Raw genomic sequence first — 13,584 nt, forward strand, 5'->3', positions numbered from 1 at the left:
CGCCGTGGGCAACGCCGCGGGCAGCGCCGTGGGCAACGCCGTGGGCAACGCCGTGGGCAACGCCGTGACGACCCTTTGTCGCCTCACGGTACATCGCAAAGCTCGTAGGTGCGCAAAAGGTCGTCACGCCCCGCGCGAGGGGCGGGAGTGCGAGGGGCGGGAGTGCGCGAGGAGCGGGAGGGCGAGGCGCGCGAGTGCGAGGCGCGCGAGTGCGAGGCGCGCGCGGGCGGGCGGGGCGGGGCGAGTGCGCGGGGTCACTCGGGGAGCGACACCACGGTCACGGCGCGGCCGTCACGGGCGCGAGCGGATGCCGCCGGCCCATCGACGATCGCCACGATGCCGTCGGGCGTGGCCCACGCCCGCCACCACGCGGCATCCGTCACCTCGAGCTCGTCTTCGCCGATCTGCCGGCGAGCGATGGTCAACGGCTTCACGCGGGTCATCCAGCCGGCGACGCCCTCGAGCGTTCGGCGTTGCACCGCGGGAATCTCCCCGGCAGCCGTCGGCCCGACGTTCAACAGCAACCGACCGCCGCGCGAGACGACGTCGGCGTAGAGCCGGGCGAGCTCGCGCGACGACAGGGTGAGCGAGTCGTCTTCGACCCGGTTGTAGCCGAACGAGAAGCCGAGCCCTCGGCAGTGCTCCCAGCCTGCGTCGGCCTCGTGATCGGTGTCGTGGTCGTATTCGCTCGTGCGGTAGTCCCACACCTCGGCGCCCCAGCGGTCGTTGACGATGCCATCGGGCACGACGCTGCGGTAGTGCGCGAGCAGCGACTCGATCGAGTGCGGTCCCGGCGTCTTGCCTGCGTCGGGCCAGTCGATGTCGTTCCAGATGAGATCAGGGCGGAACCGGTCGACCAGGTCGGTGACATGCGCAGCGGCGTACGCGTTGTACGCGGCATCCGTGGGTCGCAATCGCTCGACGTCGTCGCTGGAGCGGAGCGGGGGCAGTTCGGTGAACGCCCAGTCGAGGCCGCCCGAGTAGTAGACGCCGAAGCGCATTCCCTCGGCGCGCACCGCTTCTGCGAGCGGCGAGATCAGGTCGCGCCGCGGCCCGCGCGCGACGGTGGTGAGCTCGCCGGACCCTGGGGCATCCCAGAGCGCGATGCCGTCGTGGTGCTTCGTCGTCGGCACCACGTAGTCGGCGCCGACCGCGCGGAAGAGCCGCGCCCAGTCGGCGGCATCATACGACTCGGCCCGCCACTGATCGAGAAACCGCTCGTAGGGCGCACCGCCGTACTCGCGTTCGTGGTGCTCGGCGGCCGGCGACCCCGCGATGCGGATCGTGTTCGCATACCACTCGGCGTAGGCGTTGTGCGCGAACCACTCGTCATCGGGCACTGCACCGAGCGCCCCGGTCGGCTCGGCCCACGCCGGCACCGAGTACGGGCCCCAGTGCACGAAGATGCCGAGGGTCGCATCGCGCGCCCACTGCGGCAGCGCGCGACGCAACGGCAGGGCACGACCCGAAGGAGTCACTCGGCCGCCCCGCGACCCCGACGCGGACGCTCGGGCACGGCGACGATCGCGAGTGCGACGCAGCCGAGTGCCGGAATCACGAGCGGGATGAGCTGCCACGTCACCACCACTGCGAAGACGGCCGTCGCGAGCAAATACGCGGCACCGGCCGGGTCACCCCGGAGCGCGCCGGGCACCGCTCGAAGCGCGCCCAGCCAGCCGAGCTCGGGGCTCCAGCGACCGGCCGCGGTGAAGAGCACCAGCACGAGCGCAGCGGCGCCGACCCAGCCGACGACGCCGACGATCGGCCCACCCGGCAGCGCTCCGGTGTTCGCGAGATCGATGTCGAGCACCAGCACGAGCGCGATGACGACGGATGCCGCGCCGACACCGATGCCGCCGAGGAGGCCTGCCCGCACATCGCGCCAGAGCCACTCGAGGCCCGACTCCTCTGCGCGGAGGAACCGGCCGAGGTGCCGCACGCCGGCCGCGAGAGCGATCGGCAGCGTGATCACCGGCAGTGAGAGCAGCGCGACGATGATGCCGACGAGCAGCACCTCGCCGAGGAGCCCGAACGCGCTGCGCGCCCCCGGGAAGCGGGGCGGGGCGCCACCGTCGCTCGTCGGGCCGCTGCCCGAGAGGGCGGCCCGGCGCGCGGCGCGATCGGTGGCTCGAGACATCCGGAACCTAGCCCTTCAGTCCCTGGGTGGCCACGCCGTCGACGAGGAATCGCTGGAAGACGATGAAGAAGATCAGGATCGGCAACAGCGCGAGGAAGGACACGGCGACCGTCGCCCCGTAGTCCGATGTCGACGTCGCATCGTTGTACAGGCGCAGCGCGATGGGCAGCGGGTACTTCTCGGGACTGTTCACGTAGAGCAGCGGCCCGAGGAAGTCGTTCCAGGTCCAGATGAACGTGAAGATCGCGCTCGTGATGAGCGCCGGCTTGATGAGCGGCAGGATGATCGAGAAGAAGATGCGGACGTGCCCTGCGCCATCGATGCGGGCGGCTTCGTCCATGTCGCGCGGTATGTTGCGGATGAACTGCACGATCAGGAACACGAAGAACGCCTCCGTCGCGAGGAACTTCGGCAGGATCAACGGCCAGTACGTGTCGACGAGCTCGAGCTTATTGAACATGATGTACTGCGGGATGATGATGACGTGGAACGGCAGCAGCAGCGTGCCGATCATCGCCGCGAACAGCACCCCGACGCCGCGGAACTTGATGCGGGCGAACGCGTAGGCCGCGAGCGACGATGAGAACAGCGTGCCGATCACGGCCATCACCGCGATGAACAGCGAGTTCGCGAAGAAGCGCCAGAGCGGCGTGCCGCCGATACCCTCGAGCACCTTGATGTAATTGTCGATCGTCGGGTTGTCGGGAATGAGGCCCGGATTCTGCCCGAACTCGCTCGACGGCTTGAAGGTCGAGAAGACGAGCCAGACCAGCGGGTACAGGATGATCGCGGTCATGGCGAGCAGCACCACGAACCAGATGACGGTGCTGACGCTCTTGCGCTTGACCCGGCGACGCGGCCGGGGCGCCGGCTCGAGGGAGTTCTCGATGAACTCGGCGCGAGGGACATCCGTGGTGGTGCTCATCGGTTCTCTCCCGCGTAGTGCACCCAGGACTTCTGGGTCTTGAACAGAATGAACGCGATGATCGCCACGGCGATGACGAGCACCCAGGCCATCGCCGAGGCGTAGCCCATCTGCCCGTCGGCGAACCCGCGCTTGTAGAGGTAGAGGGTGTAGAAGTTCGTCATGCCGGCGGGGCCGCCCGAACCGTTCGAGATGATGTAGGCCGATGCGAAGACCTGGAACGCGTTGATCGTCTCGAGCAGCAAGTTGAAGAAGATCACCGAGGAGAGCATCGGGATGGTGACGCTGCGGAACTTGCGGAACGGTCCGGCGCCGTCGACCTCGGCGGCTTCGTACAGCTCTTGCGGCACCTGCTTCAGGCCCGCGAGGAAGATCACCATCGGTGCACCGAACTGCCAGACGGCCAAGAGGATCATCATCGGAATGACGAGGTCGACGTTGCCGACCCATCCGCCGATGTTGATGCCGAAGATGCTCAGCGAGCTGTCGACCGGCCCGCCGGTCGAGAACATCGCACGCCACACGATGGCGACCGAGACGGATGCGCCGATGAGCGACGGGGCGTAGAACGAGGAGCGGAAGAAGCCGCTGCCCTTGTTGCGGTAGTTCAGCAGCATCGCAATGCCGAGAGCCGCCGCGAGCTTGATCGGCGTGCCGATCAGCACGTAGACGAGGGTGATCTGCACCGACTGGATGAAGTTCGGGTCGTCCGTGAACATGCGCACGAAGTTGTCGAAGCCGATCCACTCGGGATCTTTGAAGAGGTTGTACTTCGTGAACGCCAAGTACAGAGAGAAGATCATCGGCCCGACCGTGAGACCGACGAAGCCGATCAGCCACGGCACGAGGAATCCGTAGCCGGCGGCCGTCTCTCGACGATTCTGCGCTCGTTTGCCGGCACTCGTCGGCACCTTCTTCTCGTCGCGCCCCAGCTGACGAAGCGCCTTGCGCATGCTTCGTGCGTCGGCGTCGGCGGTGACGATCGATCGGGTTTCCGTGGTGCTCACGATGGTTCTCCGGTTCCTGCGAGGAAAACAGTACTCCGGGCCCGGCGGGGTGGGTCGCCACCGGGCCCGGAGTCGCTGCAGGTGTTACTGGTTGAGGATGACGTCCATCTCGCTGAAGAACTGGTCTACCGCGTCATCGACGGTCAGAGTGCCGTAACCGAGCTCCTGGCCGATGAGACGGAACTTCTCTTCGAGCCCGCCATAGCCGACGACCGGCACGGGCGGCGCGTCGCCGAGGCGCGGCTCGATGAGTGCCTCGTAAGCGCGGATCTGCTCGCTCAGCGGGTCGAGCTCTGCCCCCTCGAGCGCGGTCGTCGACGCCGGCAGGCCGCGGTTGGTGCCGAACGCGGCGCCCGACTCGGGGCTGTTGACGAGGAAGTTCACGAGTGTGGCCGCGGCCTCGGGGTGCTCGGTCTCGGCCGAGATCGAGTGCAGCATCGAGGGCTTCAGGTAGAGGTCTTTCGCACCTTCTTCAGTGACCGGTGGCTCGATCAGGCCGAGTTCGGTGAACTCGGTTCCGAGGTTGCCGAGGTAGCCGGCGCCGAAGTTGTCCCACGTCAGCTCGCTCGCGGTGAGCGCCGAGTCGAATGCGGAGAGCGGGTAGATCTCTTCGAGGCGCTGCTGGCCGATGACCGTGCCATCGGTGCGAATAGTGTCGCCCGACTCCCAGAAGGCCTTGAGGTCGTCTTCGGTGAAGTTCGGCTCGCCGTCTTCGGTGAAGAGATCTTCGCCCTGGGCGCGCTGCTGGATCTCGAAGTTCTGGATGCGGCCCGTGTAGTCGGTGCCGCCCCAGAGCTCGACACCCTTCGCCGCTGCCGCGTCGGTGACCTCTTTCATCCAGGCGTCGTAGTCTTCCCAGCTGCCGCCGGCGAATTCTTCGACGCCGGCCTGCTCGAGCAGCTTGGGGTTGGTGTACATGCCCCAGGCGTTCGTCGAGGTCGGGATGCCGGTGGTCTCGTCGCCGACCACGCCGATGCCGAGGATGTTCTCGCTGAGCGGCTCGGTGTCGATGACGTTGCCGAGGTACGGCGCGAGGTCGAGCAGCAGCCCGTTCTCGGAGTACTGGCGCAGGTAGGAGTAGTCGAACTGCATGACGTCGGGGAGCCCGCCGCCCGCGGCCTCGGTCTGGCGCTTCTCCCAGAACTCGGGGAAGCCGAGGAACGAGGAGTTGACCGTGATGTTCGGGTACTCCTCATTGAACGCCGCGATCGCCTCGTCGTACATGGCGGCGCGAACATCGTTGCCCCAGAAGGCGAGGTCGAGCGTGACCTTCTCGTCGGGGTCGTAGGTAGCGGCGGGGTCTGCGCCGCCGCCCGAGCACCCCGTGAGCACGAGGGCCGCGCCCGCGGTGAGCGCCGCGGCGGCGACCGCCATGCGGCGATTGCGAATGTTGAACATCGTTGTCCTCCCGGAAACGTCTCTGTCTGCCTGGTGCGTTGTCTGCCTGCGTGTGTTCGCGCCTTGGGAAAGCGCTTCCCCTAAATTAGCCGAGCGAGTTCAGTCGGTCAACTGAATCCGCAAAATCGTTTCAATTCGTGACCAAACGTCCCAGCCGCTCACGCACGTCTGGCGCATGATGTCTCCCGGTCAACGGGAAGGTTTCGACCATTCGGCATCGCGATCGCAGATCAGCCTGCCATCCACGATCCGCACGGGAGCCGAGAACACCGCGCTTCGACGCGCCGCTGCGTCGTCGCTCGAACCGAGCTCCGAGCCGTCCCAGTGCGGATGCGTGAAGTAGTAGAGCGTGGCCCGGTCGCCGTCGACGACCACGTCGCCGTGCCGTCCGAATGTCTCGTCGCCGGCTCGCCGCCCCGGCTCGCCGAGGACCACCTCGTCGGGCCCGCCCTGCCTCGCCCACATGATCGCGTCCGCCGATCGGTACACGCCCATGCCGCGCCACTCGTCGACGAGCATCCACCACCATCCGCCGAGCTCGAACACGTTCGGACCCTCGTGCGGTCGTTCGCCGATGGCGCGGCCCTCGACCCGCCACGACTCGAGGTCGTCGCTCGCGGCGACCCACGTCGTCGAGGCATCCGCTTCGTCCTTGTACCAGAGCCGCCAGCTCCCGTCGGGGCAATGCGCGACGCACGCATCGATGACCCGATCGGAACTCAGTGGGATCCCGCCGGCGAACGACCAGCTCTCGAGATCGTCGCTCACATACTCGATGATGCGCCGCGCGTGTCCCTCCCAGCGGTCGGGGATGCCATCGACGACCGTGAGGTACATGCGATACCGCTCGCCGTCGTCGATGACCTCGGGCGCCCAGTGCGTCTCGGCGCCGACACCTCGCTCGAGCCCCTGCACGGTGCCGGCGTAACGCCAGTCGACTGCGTCGGCGGACCGCGCGATGCCGATGCGACTGCCGTGCACCCATGCGACGCCGGGTTCGTCGACCGAGGCGCGTCGTTGCGTGTAGAACATCCACCACTCCCCCGTGTCGCGGTGGCGGATGACCGTCGGGTCGGTCGCCCCGTCGTGCACCGGGTCGTGGAAGAGCGCCGCGTCGAGCAAGCGCTCAGTCACGACGCAGGTCGGTCACGGGGCTCTCGAGGCTCCGGCGACGCTCGGTGTCGTCGCGCAGCGTCTCGGGCGTCACGGGCAGGCCGGTCGCCGCAGACGAATAGATCGCGGTGACGATCTCGAACGAGCGTGCGGCATCGGACGCCGTCGACGGCAATGGCTCGCCGGCGCGCAACGCCGCGTAGATGTCGCGGATCAGCGGGTCGTGGCCGCTCGCCTCCTCGACGCTCGGCAGCGCCCAGCCGGCTGCGATCTCGGGGTCGACATGGGCGGCGGGTGTGATGCGCCAGTGCTCATGGCCGTGACCGTAGAGGTGGTCGACGGTGACGGTGGCGTGCTCGGTGTCGATGCGGATCGAACTCGTCTCGCGCGGCGACAGGGCGCTCGTGATGACGGATGCCACGGTGCCGCCCGCGAACGAGATGACCGCCGTCGAGACGTCCTCCGTCTCGGTCTCGCGCCCGAGGCGCCAGAGCTGGCCCTGCACGCTCGCCCAGTCGCCCAGCAGCCACGCGAGCAGGTCGATCTGGTGGATGCCGTGGCCGAGGGTCGGCCCGCCGCCCTCGGTGGCCCATTTGCCGCGCCACGGCACGGAGAAGTACGCGGGGTCGCGATACCAGAGCGTTTGGCACGTCGCGACGAGCGGGCGGCCGAGCGCGCCCGAGTCGAACAGGCCGCGCACATGCGCGGCGGCCGAACCGGTGCGCTGCTGGAAGACGACCGCGAGGCGCCGATCGTTGCGCCGCGCGGCATCCGTCATCGCATCGAGCTCGTCGAGGGAGAGCGCAGCCGGCTTCTCGCAGACGACGTGGAGGCCCGCGTCGAGGGCCGCGATCGCCTGCGCGGCATGCACGCCGGGCGGCGTGCAGACGTGCAGCACGTCGATCGTGCCGCTCGCGAGGAGCACCTCGAGGGAGTCGGCCACGGTCGGCACTCCCCATCGCTCGGCGAACGCACGCGCCGGGGCGAAGTCGCGGTCGACGACGGCCACGAGTTCGGCGTCGGGTGCGGCGGCGAGCGCCGCCGCGTGCGCGTTGGCGATGGCGCCGGTGCCGACGATCGCTGCGCGGAGCGGGGCGGTGTCAGGCATGGGTCTCTTTCTGCGAGGTCTGCGATGGCAGAGCGGACTCTGCAATCGGGGCGGGCTGCACGATCGACGCCAGCGCCGGCCGGGTGTCGTAACGCACGAGGCATCCGCACATGCCGAATGCGTCGGTGGCCGGCGCGCCGGTCACGCGGGCGTCGGCGAGACCCGGATCGTGGCCGGCGTCGAGTGCGTCGAAGCGGTCGCCGGTCTCGCGGGCGACGGCGAGGGCGCCGGCCTCCCAACGAGTGCGCCACTCGGGCACCCGCGGCGTAACGAGCGCGACCGCCCGCTCGTAGAGACATGTCAGGCGCGACGCGTCGATCTTCCCGTCGGGGCCGAAGAGGGCGTGGAAGCCCTCGACGGCGAGGTCGCGCCGGGCGAGCGCTGCTGCAAGGAGTTCGTCGGCGGGACGGTCGGCGGGCGGCAGGGTCGCCGCGGCGCGGTACCGTTCGGGGTCTGCGAGCACCTCGTCGGGGAACGTCATGACGGCATCGCCCGCTTCGGGCAGCCCGGCGTTCTGCATGATCACCCGCACGTCGAGCTCGCCGTCGTTCACGGCACGATGGATCACGCCCGGTGCGAACCATACGAGCGAGCCGGCTTCGAGCGGATGCTCAGCGAAGCCCGACCCGTCGACCGTCTGCAGCCGGCCCCGGCCCGAGATCACGAGGTACGCCTCGGTCGACACCGTGTGCAGGTGCGGCGTGCCGCCGGCGAGCCCGTCGGGAGCGACACTCGAGTACACCTCGAGTGCGCTCACCGACGTCGAGCCCGGAAAGGCGGGGGTCTGGGCGCTCACGAGGCGGCTGCCGTCGTCGTCGTCGCGGATGCTCGCAGCGCCGCCGCGCCCGCATCGGCGAGTCGCTCGGCCCGCGCGGGGTCCCTCGCCCCGTCGGCGATCACGACGCCGTATCGCAGCACGAGCGTCTCCTCCGGCTCGACGAGGTGCTCCTCACTGAAGAACGGTGCAGGGCAGAGGCACGCGAAGTCCTCAGACCGGGCGAACCACTGCGGCGGATGCTGCAGGTTGCCGGGGTCGTCGACCATCACGATCGTCGAAGCCGCGTCGTTGCCGTCGTGGCGACCGCTGAATCCCATCCAGGGCGAGCGGATGCCTCGGAGCTCGTCACCGCCCGCAACCCCGGGCGCGAGCAGCTCGCCGCCCGTGAACGAACGCGGACCCCGCCAGAACAGCCCGCCGTAACCGGCGTTCTCTCGGCCGCGCGTCGTGGGCGAGCCGATCGAGATGCCGTGGTCGCTCACGTTGCGCAGGCTCGTCTCGAAGCCGAGGAACCAGGCTGCCGGCTCTTCACCGTCGGCGAACTCGAGCCGGCTCGCAGTGATCGTGCGCTGCTCCGCGAAGATGGTCTCGCCGGCCTCGGTGACCCAGTCGAGGCGCTCGACCGCGCGAGCGGGCCCGCCGACCGAGGCATCCGTGAACGAGCGATGCTGTTGCGTGCCGTTGTTGGGCAACTGCACGTAGCCCTGGCCGGCGACGAAGGTGGGGCCACCCCAGAAGTTCTCGTCGCCGACGACGGGCAGCGACCAGGCGATGCCCTTGTGCCAGACGTGGTCGTGCGGGCGGAACAGCGAGATGATCTCGCCGCCAAGTGTGCGGATCGGGCTGAAGTACGGCCGCGGCGACTCGAGCTGCGCGTCGGTCGGCCGGTACACGTACTCGGCGAGCACCGCCTCGCCGGCGCAGATCAGCAGTCGGTCGTCGGCTCGGTCGATGCGGATGCCGGGCATCGGTTCTCCTCGCGAATCAAGTCGATCATCGGGCATGTCTCACGGACCAGTCAATGGGAAAGCGCTATCCAACCGTACACGGTCGAGCTCGATCGGGCGATAGAGGCCGGCCACCCGCCGCGACGGCCACCGCGGGTCGATCGTGAGCACCTCGATGCCCGACTCGCCGACGAGCACCGTGTCTTCCACCTTCGCCCCCGGGGCGGTGGGATTCCACGCGAACGGCTGGTGCACCTGCACGAGGTCGACCACGCTCGGCGTCGCTCGCGGATCACGGCCCGCGTACCCGGCCGCCCCGCCCTGGTGGTGACGGCGCCACTCCTCGGGATCGAAGCCGTGCCGTCCGTAGGCCGCGATGCCGCGCTCGAACGCCATGCCGATCGTGGCGCCGATGCGAGTCGCCTTGAAGAACTCCGCCTCGACCTCGAGGATCCGCCGTTCGGCGTCGCGCTCCTCGGCCGGCGCCTCGCCCCAGCGCACCCAGCGCGTCGCGTTCGCAATGAGGCCATGCCGCCTGCCGCACACGACGAGCATGGCCCGGTCGCCGACCGGCCACGAGGTGGGCAGCGGATGCCGGTGGCCGAGCCGCGATCGTCCGGAGACGAGCGTGACCAGCGGATCGATGCCGCGGGCCACGAGGTCGGCGGCCAGCTGCGCCGCCACGTCGAACTCGGTGTCGCGAGGATCGGCGGCGTTCGCGGCATCCGTCAACGCTTGGGCGACCTCGCGGCAGAGCGCGCGGTATCGGGCGAGCTCGCCGGGCAGCAGGCTCGCGCGCGCCGCGCGAAGTTCGGCGGCGGCATCGGTCTCGTCGATCGCGGCGAGCCCGACCGGCACGAGGGCGTCGTGCCACGGCACCCGCACGACGTCGAGCCCGTCGGCGCCGTCGAGCTCTTCGGCGAGCAGCCGATCGGCCTCGTTGTCGAAGACCCGCAGCTCGTCGCCGCTGCGGTTCACGACGATCGCCGCGACCGGGTCGCCCGCGAGCGAGACGTGGGTACGGGCCCCGTCGAGGTACCACGCGACGGACGCATGCGAGCGGAGCACGATCGCATCGACGCCGCGTTCATCGAGCACGGCGAGCACCCGGGTGCGTTTCGCGAGGCGGTCTGCAGCGCTCATCGCACAGGCCCCGTGCTCTCGCGGGCTTCGAGTCGCGGCCGGTAGAGAACCGAGTGCTCGATCGGGCCGCCGGCGATCAACGTGCGCAGTCGCGCCCACACTTGCGCGCCGATCTCGCCGCGCGGCACCGACATGCTCGTGAGGCGCGGTGTCGCATATCGCGACATCGGCACGTCATCGAAGCCGGCGACCGAGAGCTCGCCGGGCACGTCGACACCGAGTTCGCGCAACCGGGTCATGAGGCCGAGGGCGACGAGGTCGTTGAAGGCGATGACGGCCGTCACTCCGCCCCGCGCGGCATCACGCACCGCTTCGGCCGCGCCGTCGCCGTCTTCGGGGCGGGAACCGCCCGGGATCAAATCGATGCGCACCGACGGGTCGGCGGCGAGCGACTCTTCGACGCCGCGCAGTCGCTCGGCGTTCGAGGCGCTCGTCGTCGGACCGCTGACGTAGGCGATGCGACGGTGACCGAGACCGCTCAGGTGCTCGACGAGGTCACGGACACCGCGAACGTAGTCGACGCCGACGATCGGCACGTCGGCCCCGGGCAACGGCCGGTTGACGACGACGACGGGCGCGACCCGTTCGACGAGGCGGCGGAGGCGCTCTTCAGGCATGCGCGGTGCGCAGAGCACGAGCGCGTCGCACCGCTGCCGCGCCTCGACGGCGACGGCCTCCTCGTCGTCGACGAGCTCGGCGGTATCGGCGACGAGCACGCGATAGCCATCGGATGCCGCGGCGAGACTGAGCCCCTTGAGGATGCCCTGGAACAATGGGTTCTCGAGGTCGGGCACCACCATCGCCACGGTGTCGTTGCGCCCGTGCACGAGGCTGCGGGCCGCGACGCTCGGCGAGTACCCGAGCGCGGCGACGGCGGCCTGCACGCTGCGCACGATCACGGGATCGACCGACTGCTTGCCGTTCAGCACGCGGGACACCGACGCTTGCGAGACCCCCGCGCGGGCCGCGACGTCGGCGATCGTGACCGCTCGGCTGCGTTCGCCCATCGTGCACTCCTCTCGCGCCGCAGCGCGGCGGACTCTCATGGTCGCATCTGGTCGCGCACAACGGGAAACCGGTTCCTCAGTGTAGCCGCCGGCTTGCCCAACACCTCAGGTTTCACTTAGGCTCTGGCGGAGAAAGCGGTTTCTCGAAACGTCAGGAGCACGGATGCGGATCCTCGTCACCGGATCATCGGGCAGGCTCGGCCGCACCCTCTGCGCCGGCCTCGCGGCATCCGGTCACACCGTCGTCGGCGCCGACCGCTCGCCGGCCGGCATCGACGGCATCGACGAGCGCGAGGTCGACCTCCTCGACACCGCCGCCGCGCTCGCGGTCATCGACGGAGTACGCCCTGACGCCCTCGTGCATCTCGCCGGCATCGCGGTGCCGTTCAGCGCACCCGAGCGCGAGATCCTGCTGACCAACACCGCGCTCGCACACACGGTGCTCGCTGCGGCCGCCGAGACGGGCGTGGCGCGCGTACTGGCCGCGAGCAGCCCCACGCTGATCGGCTACAGCTCACCGGCATGGCGGGCGTCGGCGGTGCCGATCGACGAGACGCACCCGGTCGAGCCGGCGAACGCCTACGCCCTCTCCAAGCTCGTCATCGAAGAGGCCGTGCGCATGTTCTCGCGCACGGCCGCAGGCGCGTACGGCTACTTCCGCCCCTGCTACATCGTCTCCCCCGAAGAGTGGGCCGGCGCGCCCACCCAGCAGGGCCACACCATGCTCGAACGGCTGGATGACCCTGCGCTCGCCGCCGTGAGCCTCTTCAACTACCTCGACGCCCGCGACGCGGCATCCTTCGTCGATGCCTGGCTCGCCGCGCCCGCCGAGGTCGTCGACGGAGAGGGCTTCTTCGTCGGCGCCGCCGACGCACTCGCACGCACCCCCGTCGCCGAACTCTGGCGCGAGTACGCGCCCGGCCTCGGCGAAGCGGCAGATCTGCTGACGGGCACGAGCCCGGTCTTCGCCATCGACAAGGCCGCCGCACTGCTCGGCTGGCAACCCGAGCACGACTGGCGCAGCGAACTCGACGCCGCAGCACCGCAGCCACCGCTCACCGAATCGAGGGTTTCATGACCGCCGTACCCGTGCCCGTCTTCGACGGAGTGCTATTCTTCCCCGTCACGCCCTTCTCGGTCGACGGCACCGTCGACCACGGCGTGCTCGCCGAGCACGTCGCCGGCCGGCTGCCCTTCGGCCCGGGCGGGATCTTCCCCGCGTGCGGCACCGGCGAGTTCCACGCCCTCTCGGCGAGCGAGGCGATCGAGATCGTGCGCACGACCGTGACCGCGGTCGGGGGCCGGGTGCCGGTGATCGCCGGCGCCGGCGGACCGCTCGGCCACGCCATCGAACTCGCCCGCGGCGCTGCCGGAGCAGGCGCCGACGGCCTGCTCCTCCTGCCGCCCTACCTCGTCTCCGGTACCACCGACGGGCTCATCGCCTGGGTCGAAGCCGTCGCCGCGGCATCCGACCTGCCCGTCATCGTCTACCACCGCGGCACCGCGCGCTACACGGCAGACGCGATCACGCGGCTCGCCGCGAATCCGAAGATCGTCGGCTTCAAAGACGGCACCGGCGACATCGGCCTCGCGCAGGAGATCGTGCTCGCCGCAGAGGCGACCGGCCGCGAGCTGGCGTTCTTCAACGGGCTGCTCACAGCGGAGCTCAGCCAGGGCGCCTACCGCGGCATCGGCATCCCGCTCTACTCGTCTGCGGCGTTCGCGATGATCCCCGAAGTCGCCGCATTGCACTACCGCGCGTACACCGATGGCGACGAAGCGACACGGATCCTGCTCCTCCGCGAGTTCTACGCCCCGCTCGTGCGCCTGCGTGACGAGACGCCCGGGTTCGGGGTGTCGCTCGTGAAAGCCGGGTTGCGGCTGCGCGGCCTCGAGGTCGGCTCGGTGCGGCCGCCGCTCGTCGATCCCACACCCGAGCAGGAGGCCCGACTCTCCGCACTCCTCGATTCCGGGCTCGCGCTGGCCGAACGCCTGAGTCCGGCCGCGGTGCGGTGAACGAC

Annotated in this window: 13 protein-coding genes; 2 read left to right on the forward strand and 11 right to left on the reverse strand. The window is 69.8% G+C overall.

All coding sequences use genetic code 11. The features are described from left to right. Window positions 1-254 precede the first annotated feature (254 nt). The 11 genes from AC1C2S_RS02970 to AC1C2S_RS03020 form a co-directional block, all read right to left on the reverse strand. The gene (locus AC1C2S_RS02970; protein WP_495351045.1) at window positions 255-1,478 is read right to left on the reverse strand and encodes an alpha-L-fucosidase; all 1,224 of its coding nucleotides are present in this window, start codon (window positions 1,476-1,478) and stop codon (window positions 255-257) included. Beyond that, on the reverse strand, window positions 1,475-2,137 hold the full coding sequence (locus AC1C2S_RS02975; protein ID WP_495351046.1) for a hypothetical protein: 663 nt from the start codon (window positions 2,135-2,137) through the stop codon (window positions 1,475-1,477). The genes AC1C2S_RS02970 and AC1C2S_RS02975 overlap by 4 nt, the downstream gene beginning before the upstream one ends. 7 nt (window positions 2,138-2,144) lie before the next feature. Further along, window positions 2,145-3,062 carry a carbohydrate ABC transporter permease gene (locus tag AC1C2S_RS02980; protein WP_495351047.1) on the reverse strand — a complete coding sequence of 306 codons (918 nt, stop codon included), beginning with the start codon at window positions 3,060-3,062 and terminating at the stop codon, window positions 2,145-2,147. Beyond that, window positions 3,059-4,069 carry a carbohydrate ABC transporter permease gene (locus AC1C2S_RS02985; RefSeq protein ID WP_495351048.1) on the reverse strand — a complete coding sequence of 337 codons (1,011 nt, stop codon included), beginning with the start codon at window positions 4,067-4,069 and terminating at the stop codon, window positions 3,059-3,061. The genes AC1C2S_RS02980 and AC1C2S_RS02985 overlap by 4 nt, the downstream gene beginning before the upstream one ends. Before the next feature lie 84 nt (window positions 4,070-4,153). Continuing rightward, entirely contained in the window at window positions 4,154-5,467 is a 1,314-nt protein-coding gene (locus AC1C2S_RS02990; RefSeq protein WP_495351049.1) for an ABC transporter substrate-binding protein, read from the reverse strand. Window positions 5,468-5,656: 189 nt separating this feature from the next. After that, window positions 5,657-6,601, reverse strand: a complete 945-nt coding sequence (locus AC1C2S_RS02995; RefSeq protein WP_495351050.1) for a family 43 glycosylhydrolase — start codon at window positions 6,599-6,601, stop codon at window positions 5,657-5,659. Continuing rightward, entirely contained in the window at window positions 6,594-7,688 is a 1,095-nt protein-coding gene (locus AC1C2S_RS03000) for a Gfo/Idh/MocA family protein (protein ID WP_495351051.1), read from the reverse strand. The genes AC1C2S_RS02995 and AC1C2S_RS03000 overlap by 8 nt, the downstream gene beginning before the upstream one ends. Further along, entirely contained in the window at window positions 7,681-8,484 is an 804-nt protein-coding gene (locus AC1C2S_RS03005; protein WP_495351052.1) for a cupin domain-containing protein, read from the reverse strand. Before AC1C2S_RS03005 ends, AC1C2S_RS03000 begins: the two co-directional genes overlap by 8 nt. Beyond that, window positions 8,481-9,434 carry a DUF6807 domain-containing protein gene (locus AC1C2S_RS03010; protein WP_495351053.1) on the reverse strand — a complete coding sequence of 318 codons (954 nt, stop codon included), beginning with the start codon at window positions 9,432-9,434 and terminating at the stop codon, window positions 8,481-8,483. The genes AC1C2S_RS03005 and AC1C2S_RS03010 overlap by 4 nt, the downstream gene beginning before the upstream one ends. A gap of 39 nt (window positions 9,435-9,473) precedes the next feature. Further along, on the reverse strand, window positions 9,474-10,556 hold the full coding sequence (locus AC1C2S_RS03015) for a M24 family metallopeptidase (protein WP_495351054.1): 1,083 nt from the start codon (window positions 10,554-10,556) through the stop codon (window positions 9,474-9,476). Beyond that, entirely contained in the window at window positions 10,553-11,563 is a 1,011-nt protein-coding gene (locus tag AC1C2S_RS03020; RefSeq protein WP_495351055.1) for a LacI family DNA-binding transcriptional regulator, read from the reverse strand. Before AC1C2S_RS03020 ends, AC1C2S_RS03015 begins: the two co-directional genes overlap by 4 nt. A 163-nt stretch (window positions 11,564-11,726) precedes the next feature. Here AC1C2S_RS03020 and AC1C2S_RS03025 point away from each other — a divergent pair, with 163 nt between their 5' ends. Both AC1C2S_RS03025 and AC1C2S_RS03030 read left to right on the forward strand, forming a co-directional pair. Continuing rightward, on the forward strand, window positions 11,727-12,641 hold the full coding sequence (locus AC1C2S_RS03025; protein WP_495351056.1) for an NAD-dependent epimerase/dehydratase family protein: 915 nt from the start codon (window positions 11,727-11,729) through the stop codon (window positions 12,639-12,641). Then, on the forward strand, window positions 12,638-13,579 hold the full coding sequence (locus AC1C2S_RS03030) for a 5-dehydro-4-deoxyglucarate dehydratase (RefSeq protein ID WP_495351057.1): 942 nt from the start codon (window positions 12,638-12,640) through the stop codon (window positions 13,577-13,579). Before AC1C2S_RS03025 ends, AC1C2S_RS03030 begins: the two co-directional genes overlap by 4 nt. Window positions 13,580-13,584: the final 5 nt, after the last annotated feature.

It is taken from the genome of Agromyces sp. Y782, from assembly GCF_059445405.1.

Bases quoted from the DNA above. Each gene is read 5' to 3' on its own strand.
- AC1C2S_RS02975 (WP_495351046.1), bottom strand. From the start codon at position 2,137: ATGTCTCGAGCCACCGATCGCGCCGCGCGCCGGGCCGCCCTCTCGGGC.
- AC1C2S_RS02980 (WP_495351047.1), bottom strand. From the start codon at position 3,062: ATGAGCACCACCACGGATGTCCCTCGCGCCGAGTTCATCGAGAACTCC.
- AC1C2S_RS02990 (WP_495351049.1), bottom strand. From the start codon at position 5,467: ATGTTCAACATTCGCAATCGCCGCATGGCGGTCGCCGCCGCGGCGCTC.
- AC1C2S_RS03000 (WP_495351051.1), bottom strand. From the start codon at position 7,688: ATGCCTGACACCGCCCCGCTCCGCGCAGCGATCGTCGGCACCGGCGCC.
- AC1C2S_RS03010 (WP_495351053.1), bottom strand. From the start codon at position 9,434: ATGCCCGGCATCCGCATCGACCGAGCCGACGACCGACTGCTGATCTGC.
- AC1C2S_RS03015 (WP_495351054.1), bottom strand. From the start codon at position 10,556: ATGAGCGCTGCAGACCGCCTCGCGAAACGCACCCGGGTGCTCGCCGTG.
- AC1C2S_RS03020 (WP_495351055.1), bottom strand. From the start codon at position 11,563: ATGGGCGAACGCAGCCGAGCGGTCACGATCGCCGACGTCGCGGCCCGC.
- AC1C2S_RS03025 (WP_495351056.1), top strand. From the start codon at position 11,727: ATGCGGATCCTCGTCACCGGATCATCGGGCAGGCTCGGCCGCACCCTC.
- AC1C2S_RS03030 (WP_495351057.1), top strand. From the start codon at position 12,638: ATGACCGCCGTACCCGTGCCCGTCTTCGACGGAGTGCTATTCTTCCCC.